This window comes from Proteus columbae (assembly GCF_002777965.1).
GTDB classification, from domain to species: Bacteria; Pseudomonadota; Gammaproteobacteria; order Enterobacterales; family Enterobacteriaceae; genus Proteus; species Proteus columbae.
Map to the genome: position 1 here is coordinate 20,018 of NZ_NGVR01000014.1, position 26,381 is coordinate 46,398.

Consider the following 26,381-nt stretch of genomic DNA (forward strand, 5'->3'; position numbering starts at 1 on the left):
TTAAGAAAAAATGAAACTTTCTGCAAGTAGCCAGGTCTTAGTAATGAATACGCGCAAATTGTTATCATCCCTATTTCTCTATAGAATTTTTTAGCCACACAAATCTTAGTGTGGCTTTTTTCTATCTAAGTTTAGGAAGCCACGTTATCGGTGTTTGTACCCGCATGGATCTTCAAATACTCATCAAAAGAAATGGTATCACTCTTTTCTAACTCTTCTTGACGTTTTATGGATGAAATTCTCTCATGATCAAAAGCTTCATCGGTTAACGTTTCATAAGGTGTTTTAATTAATTCTTGGTAATATTCTTCAGCTAAAGACAAGCCGAAACCACCAATGCCTTGCGTTTTAATTTTATCTAAAAGTCTGCCAGAGAAGGTTAATTCAGGATTATCGAACATTTCTTCTAACTTAACGCAAACTTCCATATATTTAGTGCCTGAACAGCAATCAAGAACATTAGCAACACGTTCTAAATCAGCAAATAAGGCTTTACCAACTTGCGCTAGTGGCTCTTTTCTTTCGCCACAACCCATTCCAATAACTTGACCTGGTTTACGCCCTTCTAGAATAACGTTATTCCAATTTGAACGGCAGCACGCTAATTCAGAGGCACTCATTTCTGGAGCATCCGCTAATACACACCAGATCAGGAATAAATCAAGGAAGCGAATTTGAGTTTCGTCAACACCAATTGGCGTAAATGGATTGATATCAAGTGAACGAACTTCGATATATTCAATACCACCACGTAGTAACGCATCAGAAGGTGATTCATCCCCTTTAACTACACGTTTAGGACGAATAGGTGCATAGAGTTCATTTTCGATCTGCAACACATTGGTGTTTAACTGAATATATTCACCGTCTTTCTTAACACCTAATTTAGCAAACTCTTCAGAAGGCTTATGAATCGCTTTTTTCAGCCCTTTGACATAAGTTTCAAGATGATTAAAGGTAATATCTAAATCGCTTTGAGATTTATTGGTATACCCTAAATCACTTAAACGTAATGAAGTTGCGTAAGGTAAATACTTCGCCCCTTTAGGCGTGTTTTCAAATGGCAGATTTGTTTCTCTTCCTTTTAAGAAAGATCCACAAATTGCTGGTGATGCACCAAAGAAGAATGGAATGATCCAGCCAAAGCGATAGTAGTTACGAATAAGACGTAGGTAACCATCAGAAATCGCCTCTTTCCCACTCTCTTCATCTTTTACATTTGCCCATGCTTGCCAAAATTCGATAGGCAGTGAGAAGTTATAATGCACACCTGAAATAGTTTGCATTAACGCGCCATAACGATTTTTAAGCCCTTCACGGTAGAGTGTTTTAAAACGCCCAACATTAGATGTGCCAAATTGAGCCAGCGTAATCTTATCTTCCGCTTCAATAAAACAAGGCATACTCATAGGCCACATACGTTCATTATCTAAGTGACGCGCTGTATAGCGATGTAAATCACCTAAAAAATGCAAGGTATGTGCAATGTTGTCATCAACAGGTGTAATAAACTCTAATAAAGACTCTGCAAAATCAGTTGTGATCCATTTATGAGTTAATGATTTACCTAATGAAATAGGATGCTCTGTTGATGCTAAATTGCCTTCTGGCGTAACTCTTAAAGTTTCACGCTCTATACCACGGTGGATGCCACATAAAACTTTAGGGTGTGCTTCCAACCAAGAAAGCGCTTTTGATACGTCCGGGATCAAAGGTGACCTCCCGCGTTGATTGATGTTAGTAAATAGATAGGAGTTACTTTATCGCAAAGTCACTAAATTGTCGCTGATTAGATGATGTTAGCATTGTTAGTTGGTGCTAAACAAAGACGTTATATTATGAGAAATAATAGAATGGTAGAAAGCAAAAAGCCCCGCAATAAGCGAGGCTTTTAATATGGTGCATCCTGGAGGATTCGAACCTCCGACCGCTCGGTTCGTAGCCGAGTACTCTATCCAGCTGAGCTAAGGATGCGGGTCTGACGTTTTTGCTAGAAATAATTACACTAAGATATCTAATAAAAGATGGTGCATCCTGGAGGATTCGAACCTCCGACCGCTCGGTTCGTAGCCGAGTACTCTATCCAGCTGAGCTAAGGATGCGGGTCTGACGTTTTTGCTAGAAATAATTACACTAAGATATCTAATAAAAGATGGTGCATCCTGGAGGATTCGAACCTCCGACCGCTCGGTTCGTAGCCGAGTACTCTATCCAGCTGAGCTAAGGATGCGTCTCTGACGTTTTTGCTAGAAATAATTACACTAAGATATCTAATAAAAGATGGTGCATCCTGGAGGATTCGAACCTCCGACCGCTCGGTTCGTAGCCGAGTACTCTATCCAGCTGAGCTAAGGATGCGTCTCTGACGTTTTTGCTAGAAATAATTACACTAAGATATCTAATAAAAGATGGTGCATCCTGGAGGATTCGAACCTCCGACCGCTCGGTTCGTAGCCGAGTACTCTATCCAGCTGAGCTAAGGATGCGTCTCTGACGTTTTTGCTAGAAATAATTACACTAAGATATCTAATAAAAGATGGTGCATCCTGGAGGATTCGAACCTCCGACCGCTCGGTTCGTAGCCGAGTACTCTATCCAGCTGAGCTAAGGATGCGTCGTAGTTACTTTTCTAGCTGCTCATATTGCAATTAGCAATCTGAGTAATGAGATGGTGCATCCTGGAGGATTCGAACCTCCGACCGCTCGGTTCGTAGCCGAGTACTCTATCCAGCTGAGCTAAGGATGCGCCGTTTTAATACTTTACGCTTTTAATGCAAATTATTCACCATTTGCACCAAAATAAAAACCCCATACATTAATCATGGGGTTGGAATATGGTGCATCCTGGAGGATTCGAACCTCCGACCGCTCGGTTCGTAGCCGAGTACTCTATCCAGCTGAGCTAAGGATGCGCCGTTTTAATACTTTACGCTTTTAATGCAAATTATTCACCATTTGCACCAAAATAAAAACCCCATACATTAATCATGGGGTTGGAATATGGTGCATCCTGGAGGATTCGAACCTCCGACCGCTCGGTTCGTAGCCGAGTACTCTATCCAGCTGAGCTAAGGATGCGCCGTTTTAATACTTTACGCTTTTAATGCAAATTATTCACCATTTGCACCAAAATAAAAACCCCATACATTAATCATGGGGTTGGAATATGGTGCATCCTGGAGGATTCGAACCTCCGACCGCTCGGTTCGTAGCCGAGTACTCTATCCAGCTGAGCTAAGGATGCAAATCTAAATGGCGGTGAGAGAGGGATTCGAACCCTCGATGCAGCTTTTGACCGCATACTCCCTTAGCAGGGGAGCGCCTTCAGCCTCTCGGCCATCTCACCATATTTAGAACCACTCGAAGAAGTTCTTACTGAACATCTCGTCTCTGTGTGGCGCACATATTACTTTCTCAGCCTAAGAAGTCAAACAATTTTTCTCAACTTTTTACGAATATACGTTTGTTTGAACACTTCACAAACAAACTGATGCGTTTATCATCAAGATTGGCTAAAAAAGTTCTAAACACAATGATATCGCTGATGAAAAATCATTCAAGTATTTTATTCTCTTAGTAAATAAATTCATTCACACATCAAATAATTGTGAAGCGAATGATTAGAGGTAAAAAGACTTTCAATTCTGTCAATCAGAATAAACGGATAGTGCAATAATAAATACAGCTCAAGGAGAGCAAAGATAGGAACAAAGAAGGGGATCTAAAGTCTTATAAAGAGAAAAGCGCCCAAACCCGGCAAAAGTGTGGACGCTTACGAATGAATTGTAACTGACTAAAAAATGGGAATTGATTTAGTAGTTATCAGTAGGCTGAGTTTTCTCGGCCTGAATTCGTTGATAGATCTCTTCACGATGGACTGATACTTCTTTGGGTGCGTTTACGCCAATCCGTACCTGATTACCTTTAACCCCTAAAACGGTTACGGTCACATCATCGCCTATCATAAGCGTTTCACCAACTCGACGAGTTAGAATAAGCATTCTTTGCTCCTTGAAAATTTACAAGAGTCGGGTCTCTAGAATTTCCCGGCCATTATCCATCATACATTGTCAATTCGTATAATCATTATTTATCACAAGTGACTCATACTTCATAACAAAATATAAATTTAGTGATTGATTATTTAACGGATTATCAATATCTCTATAAGGCGTTATCCCTATACAAACAGGGATAGCGCCTTTTTTCAGGTTGTTACCGCTTACAGATGCGATTCAACCCACTCGTCAACACTAGCTAAAGCTGCAGGTAAAGCTTCAACGTCAGTACCACCAGCTTGAGCCATATCAGGGCGACCGCCACCTTTACCGCCAATTTGCTGTGCTACAAAACTAATTAACTCACCAGCTTTAACTTTAGCAGTTAAATCTTTAGTGACCCCAACAATTAAGCTCACTTTACCATCAGAAATAGTAGAAAGCACAATAATTGCAGAACCTAATTGATTTTTTAAATCATCAACCATTGTTCTTAACATTTTTGGCTCAACACCATTAAGCTCACGAACTAAAAGTTTGATACCTTTCACGTTTTTAGCTTGGCTACCTAAAGAGGAACTCTCTTGGGCTGCTTGCTGATCTTTTAGTTGTTGGAGTTCTTTTTCTAATAAACGATGTTTTTCTTGGACTGTTTTGATTCTTTCAACCAAGTTTGTGCCATCACTTTTTAGAACTTGTGCAACAAGAGAGATAAGATCTGATTGTTCATGAATACTCTCAATTGCTGCAATACCTGTAATCGCCTCAATACGACGAATACCAGCTGCAGTACCTGACTCACTGACAATACGGAATAAACCAATATCACCCGTTCTAGAAGCGTGAGTACCACCGCAAAGCTCAGTAGAGAAGTCACCCATTGTTAAAACACGAACTCGTTCGTCGTATTTTTCACCAAAGAGTGCCATTGCACCTTTTTCTTTCGCATCTTCTAGATCCATTAACTCAGTAACAACTGGTGAGTTAAGACGGATTTGCGCATTTACAATATCTTCAATTTCTCGTAATTGTTCTGGTTTAACCGCTTCAAAATGAGAAAAGTCAAAACGCAGATATTTATCGTTAACTAAAGAACCTTTTTGCGTAACATGCGTACCCAGAACTTGGCGCAATGCTGCGTGTAATAAGTGCGTCGCAGAGTGATTTAAACGAATAGCGTCACGACGAGCAATATCGATAGTGGCATTGATTTTATGGTTAACAATAAATGACCCTACGTTAACTTTACCAATATGACCAATAGCTTTACCGTATTTTTGCGTATCTGTGACTTCAAACAGGCTATTTTTACCAGTTAGAACACCTTTATCACCAACTTGACCACCAGACTCTGCATAAAATGCGGTTTTATTTAAGAAGATAATACCTTCTTCACCCGCTTTTAATTCAGTGACCGATTGTCCGTTATGGAAAATAGCGGTAATTGTACCCTGCTGTTCATCATGCTCATAACCAGAGAACTCGCTGCGGCTATCTACTTTGATTAAACTATTATAGTCAGTGCCGAAACCGCTGGATTCACGAGCGCGTTTACGTTGCTCTTCCATCGCGACTTCAAAGCCTTTTTCATCAACTTTGATATTTCTTTCGCGACAAACATCAGCAGTTAAATCAAGAGGGAAACCATAAGTATCATAAAGACGGAAAGCGGTTTCACCCGGAAGAACATCATCTGTTAATTGAGCAAGCTCTTCATCTAATAATTGCAGACCACGTTCTAACGTGCGAGCAAACTGCTCTTCTTCTGTTTTTAGTACTTTTTCAACGATGGCTTGTTGACGTTTTAACTCATCACCCGCTTCTGCCATTACTTCAATTAATGGAGCAACTAGCTTATAGAAGAAGGTATCTTTTGCGCCAAGCATATAACCATGACGTACTGCACGACGAATAATACGACGTAACACGTAGCCACGACCTTCATTAGAAGGAATAACACCGTCGCAAATAAGGAATGAACAGGAACGAATATGATCGGCAATAACACGTAATGATTTATTACTTAAATCAGAAGCATGAGTTACTTTCGCGACTGATTCAATTAATGAACGGAATAAATCAATATCATAGTTAGAGTTTACATGCTGTAAAACAGCGGTAATACGCTCTAATCCCATACCAGTATCAACAGAAGGTTTTGGTAATGGGTCCATTGTACCGTCTGACTTACGGTTAAATTGCATGAAGACGATGTTCCAGATCTCAATATAGCGATCGCCGTCTTCTTCTGGTGAGCCTGGAGGTCCGCCCCAAATGTGGTCACCATGATCATAAAATATTTCAGTACAAGGTCCACAAGGGCCTGTATCACCCATTTGCCAGAAGTTATCTGATGCAAATGGTGCACCTTTGTTATCACCAATACGGATTATTCTTTCTGCTGGAATACCAATTTCTTTATTCCAAATATCATAAGCTTCATCATCTGTGGCATATACCGTTACCCAAAGTCTTTCTTTAGGTAAGTTGAACCACTCTTTGCTTGTTAATAATTCCCAAGCAAAATTGATTGCATCATGTTTGAAATAGTCACCAAAACTGAAATTACCTAGCATTTCAAAAAAGGTATGGTGACGAGCGGTATAACCCACATTTTCTAAATCGTTATGTTTACCACCAGCGCGCACACAGCGTTGCGCGGTTGTCGCTCGGGAATAAGGTCTATTATCCAATCCAAGAAATACATCTTTGAATTGGTTCATCCCTGCGTTTGTAAACAGCAATGTTGGATCGTTATTTGGAACCAAAGAACTGCTAGGTACTATTTGATGTCCTTTAGTATGAAAAAAGTCGAGAAACGCCTGACGGATCTCAGCGGTGCTTTTGCTCATAATTATCCCGAAATCAAGCTGGAAAAACAGAAATTAGAAATCTAGTTAGAGGAGGTTTATTGTTACCTCTACTTAGCCAACGAATACATAAGTAGGGATAAGATAGAATTTCTTCTGTCAGAAGTAAAACCCCCGATAAACTTATTCGTGTTGACATTGTAAATCGTCTAGTTTTTTTCTGAAAGTGGGATTGTTATCTGAGAATGGGACTTTTCTCTATTTAAGAGCAATTATCTTGGGAAATGTTAGCAACTTAAAGTATTTTCATTTTGTAATTATTAAAAAGTATTTGTTATTACTGATTTTTTATAGGATTACTCTCTATACGTTTATTTTATCTGAATAATCTATTTCTCTCATAGCAATTAGTAATAAACACATAAGCATTATTACTTAAATTAGATATTAAGAGCACGATAACTTACTAAAATAAAAGCGCTTATCAGTATAAAATTCAACTTACATCTCAACGAACCTTTAAATACAATTTAAATTAGATCCAAATATATTGAAGATATTTATCTTTATATGTCAATTATTTATTATCTGGTGCAACCAGATTATCGTAATGATTCTTATTTAGATTATTTATTGCCAAGGATATATCATCAAAATTTCACTATATAAATTTTCATACAACTATAAAAAACAGGTTAGTAAAAAATATCGTTATATTAAATAAAGTAGTGTTAAAGGCTATTTTTTAAGGACAGAAAACAAAATAAGACTAATTTTAACTCTCTTTTGAATAAAAAATACGACATATAGCAAAAAGGAAGCCGTTTTAGAGCTTCCTTTTTAAGTGAGTTAAATCACATTAATTGACTAGTGGTTTACAACTAAGATAATCGTAATATGTTTTAATACACATTCAATTTAGACATTGGCAAGAAAATTATTCTTCTGTTTCTTCAATATCTGCAGCATTATCACTATCGTTAGTAAAATCAGCGGCGCTAGTAAATTCACCAGCATGATTTAATAACATTTCACGTAGTTTAGTGTTTAACTCATCATACATTTCAGGGTGTTCTTTCAGGTAAGTTGTTGCATTGGCTTTACCTTGACCAATTTTCTCACCATTGTAGCTGTACCATGCGCCAGCTTTCTCTACCAATTTATGTTTAACACCTAAATCAATCAGCTCGCCAAAGGTATTGATACCTTCGCCATACATAATTTGGAATTCAGCTTGTTTAAATGGTGCTGCAATTTTGTTTTTCACCACTTTAACGCGTGTTTCACTACCAACAACTTCATCACCGTTTTTAACAGAACCGATACGACGAATATCTAAGCGAACAGATGCGTAGAATTTAAGTGCATTACCGCCTGTTGTGGTTTCTGGGTTACCAAACATAACACCGATTTTCATACGAATTTGGTTGATGAAAATAAGCAATGTGTTGGAGTTTTTCAGGTTACCCGCTAATTTACGCATAGCTTGGCTCATCATACGAGCAGCTAAACCAACGTGTGAATCGCCAATTTCACCTTCAATTTCTGCTTTTGGTGTCAAGGCAGCAACGGAGTCCACAACGATAACATCAACAGCACCAGAACGAGATAAAGCATCACAAATTTCTAAGGCTTGTTCACCCGTATCAGGCTGAGAACACAGCAGATTATCAATATCTACGCCTAGTTTTTTAGCATAGATAGGATCTAAAGCATGCTCAGCATCGATGAATGCACAAATTTTGCCTTCACGTTGAGCAGCTGCGATAACTTGAAGTGTTAACGTTGTTTTACCAGAAGATTCTGGGCCATAGATTTCAACAATACGGCCACGTGGTAAACCACCAGCACCTAAAGCAACGTCTAATGATAAAGAACCCGTAGAGATGGTTTCAACGTTCATGGAACGATCTTCGCCCAGACGCATGATAGACCCTTTACCAAATTGCTTTTCAATTTGACCAAGTGCTGCGGCCAATGCTTTTTGTTTGTTTTCATCAATAGCCATGTTATCTCCCTCTGGGCAGTGAAGCATAAATATGGGTCACTACCATTAAAACGTATATGATTTTGCTTGTTGAAATTCATTATACTGTATAATCATACAGTATCAAGTTAATTATTAATAATTTCTTTAAGGATTGATTTTAAAGAAAAAATAACAGATTCAGCTCTTACTTGCTCTCGTGAACCACTGAATATACAGTGTTTTGCCGTTGTTTGAATACCTGTTGGTGTTTTCATTGCAAAACCAAACCAAACTAAACCAACGGGTTTTTCTTCACTACCACCACCGGGACCGGCAATACCGCTAACAGACACTGCAAAATCTGCATTAGCTGTTATCAGCGCTCCTTTAGCCATTTGAAGAACAACTTCCTCACTCACTGCGCCGTATTTAAGCAAAGTTTGTTCATCAACGCCTATCATTTCATGCTTCGCTTCATTGCTATATGTTACGAAGCCACGGTGATAATATTCAGAACTTCCTGAAATATCAGTGATAACTTTCGCAATCCATCCGCCAGTACAAGATTCAGCTGTTGTTATCGTACTCTTCTTTTCAAGTAACGCTTTACCCACCTCAATGCTTAGGCGGGTCATTTCATCGTAATTTATCATTAAGGTTCATCTAACCTCTATTCTAAATCTCACTGTTTAAGATTTCTTTCTGGTGCAATCCCATAACCATAGACCACCAATTGCTAGGGCAAAAATAGCACCAAACCCAATTCCGATAGCAACGACAGAGACACCAATGCTCGTCACCAGTGAGAACAATCCCAGCATTAATAGCATTGCCGTATTTTCACCTAAGTTTTGTACAGCAATAGCATTACCAGCACCTACACTGTGCTTTCCTTTGTCTTGTAATAGCGCATTCAATGGCACGACAAAGAAACCACCAAAAACGCCGATGATGATAAGAATTAGGTAAGATGGAATAATTGAGGTTTGTAATGAGAAATAAACAACACCAAGGCCAATTAAAATACCGGCAGGCATACAGCGACGTACTGTTTTCAATGTCACAAATTTAGCGGCTAATCCAGCACCAACCACAATACCAATAGCGACCATCGCATTTAATATAGTAGGTGTCGTATTATCAGTCATACCTAGAGCAATAGGTACCCACTGAACAAGTAAAAAACGCAATGTGACACCTGCGCCCCAAAACATGCTGGTTCCCACTAAAGAAAAGCGGCTTTCTTTATCAGTCCATAAAGTACGTGTAGCTTCAAGAAACTGTGTGAACATTTTTTTAATGTTCCAACCACGACCAATTTGAGCAGCTGATAATTTAGGTATACCAAAGTTAACAAATACAGCTAAAGCATACATTGCCGCACAAACACCCAATGCAAAAACAATGCTCCAATCTGAGAGTAAACCACCAATAACTGAGCCCAGTAAAATAGCCGCAATAGTAGAGGCTTCCATTAAGCTATTTGCTTTAACTAAACGTTCACCATCTGTTAATTCACCTAAAATGCCATATTTAGCAGGAGAATAAACAGCAGCACCAATTCCCACTAAGGCATAACCAAGGAAAGGATCTGAGCCGACACAGATAAGAAATGCGCCTACAAATTTTAAAAGGTTACCACTGAGCATTACCCTACCTTTAGGATTACGATCAGCAAACTGCCCTACAAAAGGTGCTAAAAGAATAAAAGCCAGCACAAAGACCATTTGTAAAACAGGTTGGCTCCACTCAGGGTAAAGCGCCGATTTAAACAGAGCAAGGATCGCAAACAATAATGCATTGTCAGCAAAAGCAGAAAGAAATTGCGATATCAATACCGCTTTCATTCCTCTACTCATTAAAGGAGGCTGGCTAATATTCTCTGACATTAGTTATTTTCCTGTTCAGCAAGTTTTTTCAATGAGACAAAATCCGTTTTCCCACTTCCTAAAACAGGAATTTCTTTGATAAAACGAATATCCTTTGGTACAGCAATTTCAGCAACACCTTCCGATTTTGCTAATGCTGACAGCGTACTACGATCTAATTGCTTATCGGTTGTGAACAGAACTAATGATTCGCCTCTGCGTTTATCACTTATTGTCACAACAGCGTGCTCACCTTTAGATGCTTTACGTGCAAGTTGCTCAACACCTTCAAGAGAAACCATTTCACCCGCAATTTTTGCAAAACGTTTTACACGCCCTTTAATAGTACAAAAACCTTCGCTATCAATAGCAACAATATCACCGGTGTCGTACCAACCTTCTTCGTCAATACCTTCAGCATTGGTTGCGACAGGGATTTCTAATTTTTCTGGTGATTCTACACGTAAGTACCCCATCATTACGTTAGGGCCACGAAGTTGTAATCTACCGCCTTCGTTAATACCATTCATTGGAATTAAACGCCCTTCCATACCAGGTAATAAACGCCCTACTGTATGAGATTTAGCACTCATAGGCACATTAATTGACACAACAGGTGCGCATTCTGTTACGCCATAACCTTCTAAAATACGAATACCGAATTTCTCTTGCCATAAAACACGAGTTGATTCAGAGAGCTTTTCAGCCCCAGCAACCACATATCTAACTCTGGCAAAATCATAAGGGTGGGCAAATTTTCCGTAGTTTCCTAAAAAGGTTGATGTACCAAATAACACAGTACAGTTTTGGTCATAGACTAATTCAGGTACGACTCGATAGTGTAACGGACTTGGATAAAGGAAAACGCGCGCACCCAAACAAATTGGAGTTAGCAAGCAAGCTGTTAAACCAAATGCATGGAATAACGGCAATGCTGACATAAATTTGTCTTTCGGTGAAAAATCAGCAATAGCGCGAATTTGATCAACGTTAGCCAATAAACTTGAATGGCTGTGAACAACACCTTTAGGTGTCCCTTCAGAGCCTGATGTAAATAGAATAACGGCTGCATCATGTGCATCTTGCGGCAACATCGCTTTTTGAGGCGTAATGAGATGTTTGAGGATCCAGCGTTTATCTTCACTGGTGACAGTATCTTTTAAATCCTCAAGATAAATCCAATTAGCTTCTGGGGTTTGCTCAGGAATATGTAATAAATTCCCTTTCTCTAAAAACTGGCGTGATGTAAAGATGGTCTTAATTGATGCGGCTTTCATCGCATTTTGTACACCTAAACTACCTGCCGTGTAGTTAAGCATTGCCACAACACGCTGACGCATTGTTGCACCTAATAGTGCAGCCGCAGTTACTGTTGTATTTGGAAGCAGTAAACCTATACGCTCTTTCGGTTCAGTGTAGCGCTCAATCAATCGACTGATCCCTAACGTCTTTTTCAGTAATCCTTGATAAGAGTCTTCTTTTAGGTTGATATCAGAAATTAGTGGGCTAAATCGACCATATTGAGACATTGCTTGTAAAAATGCTTCATACAGCGTGATATTAGGACGTGTTTGCATGATGGCTTCCATCATGATGTCACGCATGGCTTCACCCGCTAATCGGCGACGCTCAGAAGATTTTTCAGCTTTTGGCATCGGTAAATCAACAGCAGGAAGCACCTTGATAGTGATTTTAGGAAAGAATTGAGACTTTACTCGCAAGCTTTTACGTACTCGTGAAAAATAGCTGAATTCAGCCCCTTCAATTCTAACAGGAACAACTTTAGCACCTGATTTGGCGGCAATAAAAGCAGCACCTTCATAAATTTTCATCAAACCATTTGTTACTGTGATCCTTCCTTCTGGGAAAATCACAACCGGACGACCTTTATCCACTTCTTTAACTAATTGACGCACGGCCATTGGATTAGCGGGATCTAAAGGTACGATATCGGCATAACGACCTAACCATCTTGTCGTTTTTGCAGAAGCAACAGAGGTATAAACAGCAAACACAGGATTAATAGGCAGGAATAAACGTAATAATATACCATCAATAAAAGAAGTATGATTTGGCGTAATTATACATTTTTCATATTGTGAAAACTGATTAACAAGTCCTTCAATTCTTATTCTAAATAAGAATTTAAATAGTGTTTTAAAAAACGCTATCAACATCATATCCATATCTCATTTTGCTATAATTAGCCTTACTATAAATAGGATGTGATGAAAATAAAATAGATGTTCCCTGTTTTATCCTTTATATCAGACGACTTCTTAATTATTTCGCGAGTTTTGCGAGAATTGCCTCAATAATTTCATTTATAGGTAATCCCGCATCGACAATGATATCAGCACATTGCAAATATAAAGGTTCACGTTTAGCCAAAACGTCATTCATTTCTGCAACTAACGTTTTACCCGTCAAGCTCGGTCTTTGTGCTTCATTCGGATCTTGGGACAAGCGCTCAACTAAAGTTTTAAGAGATGCCTGTAAATAAATAATAACACCTGAAGATTTCATATAAGCACGATTTTGATCTGCTAAAATCATACCGCCACCTGTTGAGATAACTTGATTAGGCTGGCTAACTTGGACTAGTGCTTCTGATTCAGTTTGACGAAAAAAATCCCAACCTTTTTCTTGAACCATATAAGCTATAGTTTGTTGATATTTTTGAGTTATCCAATCATCCGTATCAATAAACTTATAATTTAAAGTGAGGGAAAGTGCTTTGCCTACTGTTGTTTTTCCTGCACCTCTAGGTCCGATAAGGTAAATTATACTATCCATAAAATGCACTATCTCCATAGTGTGTTCCCTTTTAGGGGTGTAATTAAAAATTTACATACTGTAAAGTATAAAATATCATACCTGATGTAACAAAAAAATAAAGCCACACTTTAGAAAAGTATGGCTTATTTAATCATCTTAACAGTTAGCTACGAATTGTATTATCGCCGTAACCAATCCATTTATAGGTCGTTAAGGCATCTAATCCCATTGGACCTCTAGCATGTAATTTCTGTGTACTAACAGCAACCTCAGCACCTAAACCGAATTGTCCACCATCAGTAAAACGTGTACTTGCATTAACATATACCGCAGCAGAATCAACTTGGCGAACAAAGCGATCAGCATTAGAAATAGATTGCGTTAAAATAGCGTCAGAGTGTGCAGTACCATAATGGCGAATATGGCTAATTGCCTCAGTTAACCCACTCACTACTTCTACGTTTAAATCAAGTGATAACCATTCATCGCAATAATCTGCATCTTTCACATCAACAACAGTAGCTCCACCTTTTTTCAGCCCTATTAATGCCTTTTCACTTGAATGCAAAGTCACCTTTTGAGCAGCCATCGCATCACTTAACTGTGGCAAAAATAGATCTGCAATCTTTTCGTGTACTAAGAGCGTTTCTAAAGAGTTACACGCGCTTGGACGTTGTACTTTTGCATTTACAATAACTGTTAATGCTTTTTCTAAATCCGCACTTTCATCAACAAAAGTATGACAAACGCCGATACCACCGGTGATCACAGGAATGGTTGATTGTTCACGGCAAAGTTTATGCAATCCCGCGCCACCTCGTGGAATAAGCATATCAATATACTCATCCATTTTTAGCATTTTAGCGACTAACTCACGATCAGGCTTATCAATTGCCTGAATAGCACCAGCAGGAATACCACATTTTTCTAATGCTTGTTGAATAACAGCAACAACCGCTTGATTAGTATGATGGGTTTCTTTTCCACCACGAAGAATAGCCGCATTACCTGTTTTCAAGCATAAAGAAGCTACATCAATTGTGACATTAGGGCGAGCTTCATAAATAACACCCACAACGCCCAACGGCACACGACGACGCTCTAAACGTAAACCGCTATCTAACATGCGTCCATCAATAACTTGACCCACAGGATCTTCTAAACGGCACACTTGTCGTACATCATCTGCAATTGCTTTTAAACGTGCAGAATTTAGTAATAAACGATCAAGCATAGCGGCGTTAATGTTGGATCCGCGAGCCGCTTGCATATCTTTTTCATTTGCTGCAAGAATTGAAGCTTCTTGTTGTTCTAATAAATCAGCCATAACTAATAATGCCTGATTTTTTTGCTCTGTTGATAGTTGAGCTAAATGCCAAGATGCCTCTCTTGCAGATTTACCCATTTGTTCTAACATCAGAAGGCTCCTTAGCTAACAATCATATCATCACGATGCACGGCAACACTGCCATACTCGTAACCTAAAATTTGACTAATTTCTTGTGAATGGTGTCCTGCAATTAGACGCAGTGCATCACTATTATAGTGTGCAACACCATGAGCGAGATCTTTACCTTGTAAACTTTGGATACGGATAACACATCCACGAGAGAAATCGCCTTTAATTTCTTTGATACCTTTTGGTAAAAGGGAGCTACCTTTTTCTTTAATTGCGTTTTCAGCCCCTTCATCAACCACAATTACACCCGCTATTGGCGCACCAAAGATCCACCGCTTACGCGCTTCTAATGGGCTTTGTAAGCCATGAAATAGCGTTCCAACAGGTTCATCATTGATAACTTTAGCAATAACTTCAGGTTGTACGCCTGCGGCGATGACAACATCAATACCCGCGCGTCCTGCAACAGTTGCTGCTTGCAGTTTTGTTGCCATACCGCCCGTACCTAAGCCTGATACGCTATCACCTGCCATTTGACGCAACTCATCATTGATATCAAAAACCTCAGGGATCAATTTAGCATCTGGATTACTACGAGGATCAGCCGTATAAAGCCCTTCAATATCCGTCAGCAATAACAGTTTATCTGCACCGCCTAAAATAGCAGCTAATGCTGATAAATTATCGTTATCACCCACTTTAATTTCCGCGGTAGCAACAGCATCATTTTCATTGATAACGGGGATAATATGGTTATCTAACAGTGCATGTAATGTATCACGCGCATTTAAGAAACGTTCTCTATCTTCAATATCAGCACGCGTTAATAGCATTTGGCCAATATGAATACCATAGATGGCAAATAACTGTTTCCATACTTGAATTAAAGCACTTTGCCCCACAGCGGCAAGCAACTGTTTTGAAGCAATAGTTGCAGGCAAATCAGGATAATTCAAATACTCACGCCCAGCTGCAATTGCACCTGAAGTGACAATTATAATCCGATGCCCTTTTTCGTGTTGTTTAGCACATTGGCGAACCAGCTCAACAATATGAGACTGATCCAGACGTCGTGAACCACCAGTAAGTACACTTGTCCCTAATTTAACAACCAGCGTTTGGCTGCTACTCATAACATTTACCATTCTTGTTGATTATTTAAAAAGATAATACACAGTTTTATCAGGAGAGAAGCGTTATGCCAACTGACATAACGCAAAATCTATGAAAAGTTGCCCTAACACAAAATTAGGGCTGAATGGGAAGAGGAAATTTGTTCATTTTTTCATCTGGAATGAGTGTCATCTCTAATTCACTCACCGCGAGTTGAAGAAATTCATGAAAACGAATAAGTGTTTCATTGATTGACTCAACAACATCATTCTTACTTATGTTCTGATGGAGCCAATCACCATTTTTATCGAATAGCCCAATTTGATAATGATAAATGAGCTGTTCATTATTACGTTCTAATTCCATCCACCAGCCCCAAAACTCTCGTTTTTCCGGCGCGACTTTTTTATTTACACAAACTGCTAAACAGTCAAAAAAGAACTGGCTCTCTTGGCATTGTTGCTCTCGGATATATGGGCCGATTTTAGCAAAACGCTTTAATAACTTACCTCGGGTAGGGTTCAAAGATGAAGTCATAAATTCAGTCTCCTTAGAAACTCTACTGTTATATAATCTAATATAATTAGCAAGTTATTGTTCAAAATTAATTATATTAATTTATCATAGATCCAATCTGCGCTTTTTTGTAACGCAAGCTCTAAACCTTCGTAAAGCGGCTTGTCATTAATAGTAAGAATGTCGCCATCCATAGAGGAGCGCGCAATTAGTTGCGAATCCTCTTTAGGGCTCATTTCATCACCTTTCCAATAAACACCCATCATAGGAACAGGCATACGTCGCCCAATCAACCCTTGGTTTTTCAGGGAATAACTGCTCAATGATAATCGAAGATTATTCTCATCAATATTCCATAACCCTAAGCGACTTGCTAACACATCAAGGTACATCACAGGAATTTTTTTCTGCAATTCAGCTTGAGTAAAGAAAGTGTGGATCAAAGGGCCCAAGGCAACAACACCTTTAATCAATTTTGGGTAGATATAAGCTAAACGTACAGCAATATTACCGCCAAAGCGAAAGCCCATCACACCGACACGAGTATGATCAATCCAAGGCACTTCAGAAAGTTGTTTTAGAACTTCACCTTGTAATTGGCATGTATCTTCCGTTAGTTTTTGTTTTACTGAATAACCAATTGCAGGCATATCCAGCGTTAGCATTGCAATACCTTTAGGGGAAAGGTAATCACGGAAAAAGCTGACATAATCGCTTTGTAGACCATCTAACCCGCCACAAAATAACACGGTGGGATAAGGGCCTCTGCAATCTTTAGGTAAATGCAGAAAACCCGTTGTCGTTCCTTTTCCCTCTAATTTAAATGTCAATTTTTTGACTTCAAAAGAGGAGAATTTCGTCGCATTCTCAAAGGCTTTCATCGACAAAATAACTGCTTGATCCGCTAAGAAATCACCATTAATAAAGGGATATGCAGCAATGCTATAAAGATGTGCGGCTTGTAACCAACAATCTGCTGCGGCGTCACCAGACTCTTCTCGTAATGCTTTTTGTTGCCAGATCATCGCTTGATGTGACCACTCAAATGACCAACCTCCTTTACGATACCCTACAACAGTATCAATAAATTTATCGTCACTACGAGGGGCATCCTGTATCGCAATTCGACTTAACACCTCTTCTATTTCAATAGGAGAAATTCCGCGCCAAATCCAAAGCAAACGTTGAATAGTCCGATACCAATTTTGCTGGCTCGTACCATTAAGCACGGTATAGGTATTAATATTCGATTTTGGATGGGTGTACTGAATCAACGTTGAGGTTTCAGCGTGTTTTGCTCGTGGTTTAAATAAAGTTTCAGAAAGATTCGTATTGTTTGCCATATCACTCTTCAAATCAGTGGATATCGTAAAAAGGGGCTTAAAAGTCTGGTTTTATCATAGCATGAAAACGACTTGAACAATGTGTATCACGACAAGCAATCGCACGAAGACATCATGAAGAGGGAGATAAAAAAGCTTAAAAACAAAAATCCCCGCCTAAGCGAGGATCTCAATTAAAACAGCAAACTGAATGCTATCAACTTATTTTTGATCGCAAACTGGTGGAATAAAGGCAACACCCATATCCCAAGGCTGTTCAATCCATGTATTTTGCGGAATATCAACCACAAAATCATCCACTAAAGGACGCCCTTCTGGTTTTGCAAAGATAGTAACAAAATGCGCTTTTGGATACATCTCACGGATAACTTTAGCCGTACCACCAGTATCGACTAAATCGTCAACAACGATAAAGCCTTCACCATCACCTTCTGCTTTTTTTAAGATTTTGAGGTCACGCTGATGATCATGGTCATAGCTAGAAATACAGACTGTATCCACATGACGGATACCTAATTCACGAGCAAGTAATGCAGCAGGGACTAATCCCCCACGGCTGACAGCAATAATGCCTGTCCACTGTTCGACTGGTAATAAACGTTGCGCCAATTGACGGGCATGTATTTGCAACATATCCCACGTTACAACATATTTTTCGCTCATAATATTGTGATCCTAGCTACTTAGATTTCGAGAGAAGCTTTTTTGCGGAAAAAAAGGTTGCGCGAGATTATAGTGATTTGAGCACCTAAAAACCAGAGAAAACGTGAAAACAGGTGAGATTATCCTTATTTTTTTCTGTAATGTCTTTTTCTGATTAAAAAATGAACCATATAAAAAATGAATACAAAATAGAGATCTAATTTCTTAGATAGAGATGTGAATAGAATGACGCATTCATCAGAAGAAAGTGATATTCTCAACTATATCGGCGTATAACGCTCAGAATAATAAAGCTAACCCTTAAAAAAGCGGTAGGCTATCAATAACACAGATGCTGTTAGAGGAGATCCATCGTGTCTGAACTATCTACTCTATCCCCACAACCACTATGGGATATTTTTGCAAAAATTTGTTCGATTCCACATCCATCACATCATGAAGAAGCCTTAGCTTCCCATATTCTTTCTTGGGCAAGTGAAAAAGGTCTTTTTGTACAGCGCGATGCAGTTGGCAATATTTTAATTCGTAAACCAGCAACCAAAGGCATGGAAGATCGTAAAGCCGTTGTTTTACAAGCACACTTAGATATGGTGCCACAAAAAAACAACGATACTGTTCACGACTTCACTAAAGATCCGATTCAACCTTACATTGACGGCGAATGGATCAAAGCGAAAGGCACAACACTAGGTGCTGATAATGGCGTAGGTATGGCATCTGCATTGGCTGTTTTAGCTGACGACACCGTTAAGCACGGCCCATTAGAAGTACTGCTAACTATGACTGAAGAAACAGGCATGGATGGTGCGTTTGGTTTACAACCAGGTTGGTTACAAGCTGATATTCTTATCAACACAGACTCTGAAGAAGAAGGCGAAATCTACATGGGTTGTGCGGGTGGTATTGATGTTAAAACCACAGTAAGCCTTTCTTACGATGCAATCCCAGCTGGCCACGTTGTTAAACAACTGGTTCTAAAAGGATTAAATGGTGGTCACTCTGGTGGTGATATCCATTTGGGTTTAGGTAACGCCAATAAATTATTAGCGCGTTTCTTAGCGGGTCATGCAGAAGAATTATCACTGAAATTAATTGATTTCCACGGTGGTACACTGCGTAATGCTATTCCTCGTGAAGCAAACATTGTTTTTGCAATTCCAGCGGATAAAGCAAGCCAACTAGATGCAGTAAAAGCAAAATTTGAAGCGCTGTTAAAAACTGAATTAGCTATTGCTGAAAAAAATCTGAAAGTTGAATTAGTTGATACAACAACAGATAAAAAAGTTTTCACAACAGATTGCCAAGAACGCTTAATCAATCTACTTAATGCAATGCCAAATGGCGTTATTCGTATGAGTGACGACGTTGAAGGTGTTGTTGAAACTTCATTAAACGTAGGTGTTGTTAGCATTGTTGACGATAAAGTAGAGATCCTATGCTTAATTCGTTCTCTGATTGATAGCGGTAAAACTTATGTTGTTAGCATGCTGACAGCATTAGCAAAACTGGCTAAAGCAGATATCGAAACCAAAGGCGGTTACCCTGGTTGGAAACCAGATGCAGGCTCTCCTGTTATGCATTTAGTTCGTGACACTTACCAACAACTGTTTGATAAAGTGCCAAACATCATGGTTATCCACGCAGGTCTTGAGTGTGGTCTGTTCAAAAAACCTTACCCAGATATGGACATGGTTTCTATTGGACCAACAATCCGTGGTGCTCACTCACCAGACGAACGCGTTCACATTAAGAGCGTCGGTCAATACTGGCAATTATTAACTGCGATTTTAAAAGCAATCCCTGCTAAATAATCTCGCTTTAGTGTTAATAATGAAACCCGCTTAATTGGCGGGTTTTTTTGTGGCTAAACCATCACAAAAAATAATTTATCCCTCCCAATTACATCTTATTTACCTTAAAGATCATAATTTATTCCTCATATAGCCAATTTCATAATTGCTTATTCCATTATGGAATAAAAAATAAATCTTAATAAATTAAACTTATAGAATGCTAATCATTATCATTAGCATTAATATTTTCGGAGTGATATTTTCATGGCTTCTGCATTTAAAGTTAAATAATAAAAAACCAAAGGGTTCTATTGTGTCTAATAAAAATTGCGTTACTAGCGTTTTTCTCGCCTTACCTCTAAGTTTGCTCTCTGTTCAAATTCATGCAGCAGTCAATAAAAATGTACCTGAAAAGATAATTGTTACGGCATCTCCATCACAAGATCCTCAAGCACCTGTTTCCGGTTTTGTAGCAACAAAAACATTATCAACAAACAAAACACCCACTGAAATTGAAAAAACACCGCAATCCATTAGCGTGATCACCCGTGATCAAATGGACGCTCAAGATGTCAGTTCAGTTTCTCAGGCGTTACGTTATACACCCGGAGTTTTCACAGAATATCGCGGAAGTTCTAATCGTAATGATGAGGTTTTTATTCGTGGATACAGTTACGCACCACGTTTTCTTGACGGTCTAAGCTATGGAATGGGAGCTTCATCGTCAACTGGCGCAATTGATCCATGGTTATTAGAGCGTGTTGAAGTTGTTAGAGGGCCTGCATCTGTTCTTTATGGCCAAGTAAACCCAGGTGGCCTTGTTGCAATGACCAGTAAAAGACCAACTGCATCCCCTATTCGTCACATTCAAGTACGTGCAGGCAATGATAAATTAGCAGAAACCGCTTTTGATTTTGCAGGGGCATTAAGTGATGATAATCGTGTGCTTTATCGTCTAAACGGTATTGCAAAAACACAACACACCCAGATAAAAAACTATAAAGAAGAACGTTTTGCACTTGCTCCTGCTATTACTTTCTTGCCTAATGAACAAACTCGCTTAACGCTATTAAGCTTTATTCAACAAGAGCCTGAAGCGGGATATCGTAATTTTTTACCTGCCTATGGTACAGTTAAAAGCACGCCAGCTGGTACTATTCCCTTTAATTTTGATGTCAACAATCCCGATTACCATAAATCATGGCGTCAACAATATGGTATAGGCTATGAATTCGAACACGAATTTAATGACTCACTAAAAATTGTACAAAATGCTCGATATAGCCATATTAATCAAAAATATAAATATCTTGTATTTGGATCTTTAAGAAAAGATAACCCTTATGTCCTTGAACGCCGAGCGCAACAAGAGCAACGCGAAACAGATACTTTAGGTATAGATACTCGTTTACAAGCCGACTTTACTACTGCAAAACTTAATCATACTATGATTGCTGGCATTGATTATCAGTGGAGTAAAGATCAAGATAATTTACTCCGTGCTATGGGGCCTGAATACGATCTTGATTGGCGTGATCCTAATTATCACTATCCAATTGATATGAGCTTACAAAAACCCGCAACCGATCAGCTACAAAAACGTGATCAAATCGGGTTGTATCTACAAGATCAGATCCAATGGAAAAATTGGATCTTACTTGCAGGTTTACGCCAAGATTGGGCTCAAGTTAGAACTCATGATTTCTTAGCTAAAAGCTACGATCAGCAAGATGATCATAAGTTAACGGGTCGCGCCGGACTTTTATATTCTTTTGATAATGGTATTTCTCCTTATATTAGTTACAGCACCTCGTTTGAACCTAATTTACAAACTCGCCGCGCACCAGGAAGTGCCCCTTTTGAACCTAGCGAAGGTCGTCAATTAGAAGCTGGTATTAAATACCTCACACCAAATGAACAAACATTGGCAACACTCTCTATTTATCAATTACAACAACGCAATGTGACCAACTACAATGCTGAAAAAGCGTATTTTGAACCGGTGGGTGAAATTAGAAGTCGTGGTATTGAAGCGCAAATTAATAGCCAATTAACTGAAAATATTTCATTTATCAGCAGTTATGCTTATACCGATACCGAAGTAAGAAAAACCATTATTGCAGGAACACAAGGAAAAGAACTCCCTAGAGTACCTAAGCATATGGCATCACTTTGGGGTCAATATGATGAAACATCTGGGTTATTTAATGGGGCTAAAGCCGGTGTGGGTGTGAGATATGTGGGTGTATCTCAAGGCGATACCAAAAATACAATCAGTGTACCAGCTGTTACTCTTTATGATGCAATGATTGGATATTCATTAGGTGAGCTATCACCTTCTTTAAAAGGTGCTGAAATTCAACTTAATATGAATAATATTGCGAATAAACACTATGTTGCATCTTGTGCTGGTGATACTGCATGCTTTTATGGGATCGGCAGAACTATGACAGCAACAATGAATTATCGCTGGTAATACCATATAGATTAACTAAATAAATTAACTACATAAATTAACTGCATTAACCATAGCCTGCCTGTTGATCGGCTATGGTTTTTTTAATTTTTATAGTGCTAAAAGAAGTTGTCGTTCTATTTGTGGATCTTGTAAGGTGACATGAAATCCGATTAGTCGCACACCTCGACCATTTCGGCGCTCATGCCATGCTTGGTAGGCAATATTTATTAAATCGGCTTTTTCTAAAATAGGATGAGTATGCTCTTGTGTCGTTAATTGAAAATCATCAAATTTTAGTTTAACACCTTGCCTTGCTATCCTTAAATCGGGTTTCACTTTTGTGAGTCGCCTTTCTAATTCGCTATATAACCCATCAAGTAATGCCAAGCAATCATCCCAAGAATTAATATCTGAGGCAAAAGTACGTTCAACTCCAACTGATTTTCTAAGTCTATCAGGGTTAATTTCACGCTCATCGATGCCATGACTGCGTTCCCATAAATTTTGACCAAACTTCCCAAACACTTTTACCAAAGAAATAATATCAGTACGACGAATATCAGCACACGTTTCTAAGCCCATTTCTTGCAAGCGAGCAAATGTCACCTTACCTACACCCGGTATTTTATTTAGCGGTAATTTTAAAATAAAATCATCGACTTGCTCAGGTGTAATAACAAATTGCCCATTGGGTTTGTTGATATCAGAGGCAATTTTTGCGAGAAATTTAATCGGTGCAATACCTGCGGATGCAGTGAGATTTAACTCATCAAAAATTTGTTGGCGAATTTCTTGAGCCATCAACGTTGCTGAGCCTTGACAATGCTTACTGTCAGATACATCAAGGTAAGCTTCATCAAGTGAAAGAGGTTCAATAAGGTGGGTATAACGAGAAAAGATTTGGCGGATCTTCGCTGATGTCTCTTTATAAAGAGCCATTCTGCCGGGTAAAACTTTTAAGTGAGGACATAACTTCAACGCTGTTGCCGTTGACATAGCACTACGGACGCCAAAACGACGGGCAGGATAATTCGCTGTGCAGATGACACCTCGGCTAGAAGCATTGCCTCCAACCGCAATTGGGATCTCTTTTAGTGCTGGATTATCTCGCATTTCAATCGCAGCATAAAAACAATCCATATCAACATGAATAATTTTACGCATACAATCACCTCACTTTATTTACTGTTTAAATATACAGTAAATAAATATTAACTACAATTTTTATTCCTTCTCATCTCCCTCTATTGAGGTGTATTTCTCATAAAATCTGAATTAGTCTGTTTATTTATAGAATTGTCACAAAGTGATGATAGATTGTTTTAGCTCTTTGATTAATTACATTAATTTTAAATATTGTTTTGTAACTACATATAAAACAAGGAAATAATTTTTCATGATCAAATTATTCATCACTATTTCTCTCTTTTTTTATTCTGTAATTCTTATGGCATCTCCTAAAATTATCGCACATCGTGGTGGCACAGCTGATGCCCCTGAAAATACTGAAATTGCTATAAAAACAGCTCTCTCTAATCAAGCTGATGCAATTTGGATCACTATTCAATTATCAAAAGATAATATTCCTGTTCTTTATCGTCCTAGTGATTTAAAAAGCTTAACGAATGGGCAAGGTAGTATTTCTGACTTTACTGCACAGCAACTCAAGCAATGGGATGCGGGATATAAATTTGGTGAAGCACAACAGTTTCCGTATCGAAATAAAGGTGTCACTATTCCGACATTGGATGAAATATTAACTCAATTCCCTACAACACAGTTTTATCTTGATTTAAAATCACCAGATGCTGATCCAGCAATCCAAGGTGAAGCATTAACCACTGTACTTCGTAATCATAACGCACTAGATAGAACCCGCGTTTATTCTACAAATACCGCATTTCTTGATGTCTTACCGACTAATGTACAACGTTTTGAAAGCCGTGATATCACTCGTGATATTTTGGCTAATATCACAATGAGCCATGTTTGCTTACTACCTGAAAATTTAGATATTACTCGCTGGTATGGGCTTGAACTTCACCGCAAAGTAGAAGTCGTTGAGAAATACACATTAGGTGAAGCACGCTCAGCATCTATTCTGAGTTGGGATAAAGATGCTATGTCTTGTTTTCGTGCTGGTGGTAATGCTCATATTGTTCTTTTTGGGATCAATACAGAGAAAGATTATATTCAAGCCACAGAACTAGGTGCTGATGCAGTTATGGTTGATTCACCCGCAAATATGAAAGCATTTAGAAAAGAGTAAGTGCCTTAGCTTTTAGCTTTGCTTCTTTAGAAAGAAATAAAAAAGAGTGATGTAAACATATACACCACTCTTTTTTTATTTTTATATCTTACTTAAAGAATTCTATTTTTATTAAGCAATTCTTCTCTTGCTGCATCTTTTGCCATACGTTTTTTACGTGCATCACAAGGTTCGGGGCAATCACACTCTTTTTCTATGCCCATAGCACCTAAACCGCCACAGCTACCTTGAAGGCTTTTACGTTTTACAATATAGCCTAATGCCATACCAAAGAAGGCAATCAAGAATAAGATGAAGGCAAATAGAAATATTTTTAACATAACCTTCTCTCCTTAAATTCTACTTTTTCAAGAATGGGGCGAATGCTTTACTATAACGCTCTTCAAACCCATTTTCAGTTTTCACTATCATAAAGACAGGAATATTTAGCTCGTTTGCTACTGCTAACCCTTTCTCAGGTCCTAAAACATTCAATCCTGTCGAAAGACCATCAGCACTCATGCAAGTTGGCACAATCACAGTGATAGAAACGAGGTTATGTTTAATAGGATGACCTGTGGTTGGGTCAATAGTATGAGAAAAACGGACACCATTTTCTTCAAAATAATTACGATAATCACCAGAAGTGGCTATTGAGTTATCACCCGGTTCAATAATTAACTGAACACTCTGTTTTGTGCCGTCATTCGCCGGTTTTTCAATCGCTATACGCCAAAGCTTGTCATTACCATTCACGCCTTGGGTTCTCACTTCACCACCAATATCAACCATATAGTTAGTGATATTCTGTGAAATTAAATATTCAGCCACAGCATCAACACCATAGCCTTTAGCAATTGAAGAGAGATCAACATAAAGTTCAGGGATCTTCTTAATTAATGTATTACCTTCAACAGCAAGGTAATCAATTCCAATCCACTGTTTACGTTTTTCTAATTCATCTTCAGAAGGTTGATGCGTAAATCGGCCTTCAGGGCCAAATCCCCATAAATTAACTAGCGGCCCAACGGTCACATCCAAAGCACCATCAGTTATTTTATTAATACGGATAGCTTCACTGACTACTTTAGCTGTCGCGGGTGAAACAGGAAATGGGGTATTAATTTCACGGCTTTGATTGAAACGACTGAGTTCAGAATGAGGACGATATGTTGACATTTGATCGTTAACTTCTTCAAGGATACGATCAATCTCTGTTTGTAAGACGTTTTGTGGAGGTGAATTACTGTCAGGAACATATTTAATCGAGTAATAAGTTCCCATGGTTTCACCTTCAAATACCTGCTGCTTTTCACCACATGCAGATAATAGAACTAATGCAGACAGCATCACTATCCAATTTATCATCTTTCTTTTTAACATAACTCTCTCTTCTGATCATGAGCGCCCACATAAGTGGGCGCT

Annotated in this window: 19 protein-coding genes and 11 tRNA genes; 3 read left to right on the top strand and 27 right to left on the bottom strand. The window is 38.7% G+C overall.

Annotated elements, in window-relative coordinates; all coding sequences use genetic code 11:
* Window positions 1–131: 131 nt before the first annotated feature.
* From gshA to gpt, 24 genes are all read right to left on the bottom strand, one after another.
* A complete protein-coding gene (gene gshA, locus CBE70_RS06035) occupies window positions 132–1,712 on the bottom strand; it encodes a glutamate--cysteine ligase (protein WP_100158638.1) in 1,581 nt (526 codons plus the stop codon).
* Between the two features lie 185 nt (window positions 1,713–1,897).
* Window positions 1,898–1,974, bottom strand: a tRNA-Arg gene (locus CBE70_RS06040).
* 51 nt (window positions 1,975–2,025) lie between these two features.
* A tRNA-Arg gene (locus CBE70_RS06045) sits at window positions 2,026–2,102 on the bottom strand.
* A gap of 51 nt (window positions 2,103–2,153) precedes the next feature.
* Window positions 2,154–2,230 (bottom strand) — tRNA-Arg (locus tag CBE70_RS06050).
* Between the two features lie 51 nt (window positions 2,231–2,281).
* Window positions 2,282–2,358, bottom strand: a tRNA-Arg gene (locus CBE70_RS06055).
* 51 nt (window positions 2,359–2,409) lie between these two features.
* A tRNA-Arg gene (locus CBE70_RS06060) sits at window positions 2,410–2,486 on the bottom strand.
* Window positions 2,487–2,537: 51 nt separating this feature from the next.
* A tRNA-Arg gene (locus CBE70_RS06065) sits at window positions 2,538–2,614 on the bottom strand.
* 55 nt (window positions 2,615–2,669) lie between these two features.
* Window positions 2,670–2,746 (bottom strand) — tRNA-Arg (locus CBE70_RS06070).
* Window positions 2,747–2,835: 89 nt separating this feature from the next.
* Window positions 2,836–2,912 (bottom strand) — tRNA-Arg (locus CBE70_RS06075).
* A gap of 89 nt (window positions 2,913–3,001) precedes the next feature.
* Window positions 3,002–3,078, bottom strand: a tRNA-Arg gene (locus CBE70_RS06080).
* A gap of 89 nt (window positions 3,079–3,167) precedes the next feature.
* Window positions 3,168–3,244 (bottom strand) — tRNA-Arg (locus CBE70_RS06085).
* Window positions 3,245–3,253: 9 nt separating this feature from the next.
* A tRNA-Ser gene (locus tag CBE70_RS06090) sits at window positions 3,254–3,346 on the bottom strand.
* A 466-nt stretch (window positions 3,347–3,812) separates the two neighbouring features.
* Entirely contained in the window at window positions 3,813–4,001 is a 189-nt protein-coding gene (csrA, locus tag CBE70_RS06095; RefSeq protein ID WP_004244778.1) for a carbon storage regulator CsrA, read from the bottom strand.
* Between the two features lie 221 nt (window positions 4,002–4,222).
* Entirely contained in the window at window positions 4,223–6,850 is a 2,628-nt protein-coding gene (gene alaS, locus CBE70_RS06100; RefSeq protein WP_100158639.1) for an alanine--tRNA ligase, read from the bottom strand.
* An 895-nt stretch (window positions 6,851–7,745) separates the two neighbouring features.
* Window positions 7,746–8,816, bottom strand: a complete 1,071-nt coding sequence (gene recA, locus CBE70_RS06105) for a recombinase RecA (protein ID WP_099075159.1) — start codon at window positions 8,814–8,816, stop codon at window positions 7,746–7,748.
* Window positions 8,817–8,923: 107 nt separating this feature from the next.
* The gene (gene pncC, locus CBE70_RS06110; RefSeq protein WP_100158640.1) at window positions 8,924–9,430 is read right to left on the bottom strand and encodes a nicotinamide-nucleotide amidase; all 507 of its coding nucleotides are present in this window, start codon (window positions 9,428–9,430) and stop codon (window positions 8,924–8,926) included.
* Window positions 9,431–9,466: 36 nt separating this feature from the next.
* Complete coding sequence (gene lplT, locus CBE70_RS06115) at window positions 9,467–10,666, bottom strand: lysophospholipid transporter LplT (RefSeq protein ID WP_100158641.1); 1,200 nt, start codon at window positions 10,664–10,666, stop codon at window positions 9,467–9,469.
* A complete protein-coding gene (gene aas, locus CBE70_RS06120) occupies window positions 10,666–12,825 on the bottom strand; it encodes a bifunctional acyl-ACP--phospholipid O-acyltransferase/long-chain-fatty-acid--ACP ligase (RefSeq protein WP_100158642.1) in 2,160 nt (719 codons plus the stop codon). Before aas ends, lplT begins: the two co-directional genes overlap by 1 nt.
* Before the next feature lie 103 nt (window positions 12,826–12,928).
* On the bottom strand, window positions 12,929–13,441 hold the full coding sequence (gene aroL / locus CBE70_RS06125; RefSeq protein WP_100158643.1) for a shikimate kinase AroL: 513 nt from the start codon (window positions 13,439–13,441) through the stop codon (window positions 12,929–12,931).
* Window positions 13,442–13,586: 145 nt separating this feature from the next.
* On the bottom strand, window positions 13,587–14,840 hold the full coding sequence (locus CBE70_RS06130; protein WP_100158644.1) for a glutamate-5-semialdehyde dehydrogenase: 1,254 nt from the start codon (window positions 14,838–14,840) through the stop codon (window positions 13,587–13,589).
* A gap of 11 nt (window positions 14,841–14,851) precedes the next feature.
* Window positions 14,852–15,955, bottom strand: coding sequence for a glutamate 5-kinase (gene proB, locus CBE70_RS06135; protein WP_036911879.1), 1,104 nt, complete (start codon window positions 15,953–15,955; stop codon window positions 14,852–14,854).
* Between the two features lie 115 nt (window positions 15,956–16,070).
* Complete coding sequence (crl, locus tag CBE70_RS06140) at window positions 16,071–16,472, bottom strand: sigma factor-binding protein Crl (protein WP_100158645.1); 402 nt, start codon at window positions 16,470–16,472, stop codon at window positions 16,071–16,073.
* Between the two features lie 71 nt (window positions 16,473–16,543).
* Entirely contained in the window at window positions 16,544–17,794 is a 1,251-nt protein-coding gene (frsA, locus tag CBE70_RS06145; RefSeq protein ID WP_100158646.1) for an esterase FrsA, read from the bottom strand.
* A 201-nt stretch (window positions 17,795–17,995) separates the two neighbouring features.
* Window positions 17,996–18,457: a xanthine phosphoribosyltransferase gene (gene gpt, locus CBE70_RS06150; protein ID WP_006534780.1), complete on the bottom strand. Its 462-nt coding sequence runs from the start codon at window positions 18,455–18,457 to the stop codon at window positions 17,996–17,998.
* Window positions 18,458–18,810: 353 nt separating this feature from the next.
* On the opposite strand from gpt, the gene pepD reads away from it, so the two are divergent.
* Both pepD and CBE70_RS06160 read left to right on the top strand, forming a co-directional pair.
* Window positions 18,811–20,268: a beta-Ala-His dipeptidase gene (pepD, locus tag CBE70_RS06155; RefSeq protein WP_100158647.1), complete on the top strand. Its 1,458-nt coding sequence runs from the start codon at window positions 18,811–18,813 to the stop codon at window positions 20,266–20,268.
* 295 nt (window positions 20,269–20,563) lie between these two features.
* Entirely contained in the window at window positions 20,564–22,726 is a 2,163-nt protein-coding gene (locus tag CBE70_RS06160) for a TonB-dependent siderophore receptor (RefSeq protein WP_100158680.1), read from the top strand.
* Window positions 22,727–22,816: 90 nt separating this feature from the next.
* Here the strand turns inward: CBE70_RS06160 and dinB are convergent, their stop codons facing one another.
* Window positions 22,817–23,872, bottom strand: a complete 1,056-nt coding sequence (gene dinB / locus CBE70_RS06165) for a DNA polymerase IV (RefSeq protein ID WP_100158648.1) — start codon at window positions 23,870–23,872, stop codon at window positions 22,817–22,819.
* 232 nt (window positions 23,873–24,104) lie between these two features.
* Between dinB and CBE70_RS06170 the strand changes: the two genes are divergently transcribed.
* Window positions 24,105–24,977 (top strand): glycerophosphodiester phosphodiesterase family protein, encoded by an 873-nt coding sequence (locus tag CBE70_RS06170; protein ID WP_100158649.1) that lies wholly within the window; start codon window positions 24,105–24,107, stop codon window positions 24,975–24,977.
* 92 nt (window positions 24,978–25,069) lie between these two features.
* Here CBE70_RS06170 and nqrM read toward each other — a convergent pair whose 3' ends face one another.
* The gene (gene nqrM / locus CBE70_RS06175) at window positions 25,070–25,297 is read right to left on the bottom strand and encodes a (Na+)-NQR maturation NqrM (RefSeq protein ID WP_023580998.1); all 228 of its coding nucleotides are present in this window, start codon (window positions 25,295–25,297) and stop codon (window positions 25,070–25,072) included.
* Window positions 25,298–25,316: 19 nt separating this feature from the next.
* Entirely contained in the window at window positions 25,317–26,339 is a 1,023-nt protein-coding gene (locus CBE70_RS06180) for an FAD:protein FMN transferase (RefSeq protein ID WP_100158650.1), read from the bottom strand.
* Window positions 26,340–26,381 lie beyond the last annotated feature (42 nt).

Bases quoted from the DNA above. Each gene is read 5' to 3' on its own strand.
- aroL (WP_100158643.1), bottom strand. From the start codon at position 13,441: ATGGATAGTATAATTTACCTTATCGGACCTAGAGGTGCAGGAAAAACA.
- csrA (WP_004244778.1), bottom strand. From the start codon at position 4,001: ATGCTTATTCTAACTCGTCGAGTTGGTGAAACGCTTATGATAGGCGAT.
- alaS (WP_100158639.1), bottom strand. From the start codon at position 6,850: ATGAGCAAAAGCACCGCTGAGATCCGTCAGGCGTTTCTCGACTTTTTT.
- dinB (WP_100158648.1), bottom strand. From the start codon at position 23,872: ATGCGTAAAATTATTCATGTTGATATGGATTGTTTTTATGCTGCGATT.
- recA (WP_099075159.1), bottom strand. From the start codon at position 8,816: ATGGCTATTGATGAAAACAAACAAAAAGCATTGGCCGCAGCACTTGGT.
- CBE70_RS06170 (WP_100158649.1), top strand. From the start codon at position 24,105: ATGATCAAATTATTCATCACTATTTCTCTCTTTTTTTATTCTGTAATT.
- gpt (WP_006534780.1), bottom strand. From the start codon at position 18,457: ATGAGCGAAAAATATGTTGTAACGTGGGATATGTTGCAAATACATGCC.
- nqrM (WP_023580998.1), bottom strand. From the start codon at position 25,297: ATGTTAAAAATATTTCTATTTGCCTTCATCTTATTCTTGATTGCCTTC.
- proB (WP_036911879.1), bottom strand. From the start codon at position 15,955: ATGAGTAGCAGCCAAACGCTGGTTGTTAAATTAGGGACAAGTGTACTT.
- CBE70_RS06130 (WP_100158644.1), bottom strand. From the start codon at position 14,840: ATGTTAGAACAAATGGGTAAATCTGCAAGAGAGGCATCTTGGCATTTA.
- crl (WP_100158645.1), bottom strand. From the start codon at position 16,472: ATGACTTCATCTTTGAACCCTACCCGAGGTAAGTTATTAAAGCGTTTT.
- CBE70_RS06180 (WP_100158650.1), bottom strand. From the start codon at position 26,339: ATGTTAAAAAGAAAGATGATAAATTGGATAGTGATGCTGTCTGCATTA.
- lplT (WP_100158641.1), bottom strand. From the start codon at position 10,666: ATGTCAGAGAATATTAGCCAGCCTCCTTTAATGAGTAGAGGAATGAAA.
- aas (WP_100158642.1), bottom strand. From the start codon at position 12,825: ATGATGTTGATAGCGTTTTTTAAAACACTATTTAAATTCTTATTTAGA.
- frsA (WP_100158646.1), bottom strand. From the start codon at position 17,794: ATGGCAAACAATACGAATCTTTCTGAAACTTTATTTAAACCACGAGCA.
- pncC (WP_100158640.1), bottom strand. From the start codon at position 9,430: ATGATAAATTACGATGAAATGACCCGCCTAAGCATTGAGGTGGGTAAA.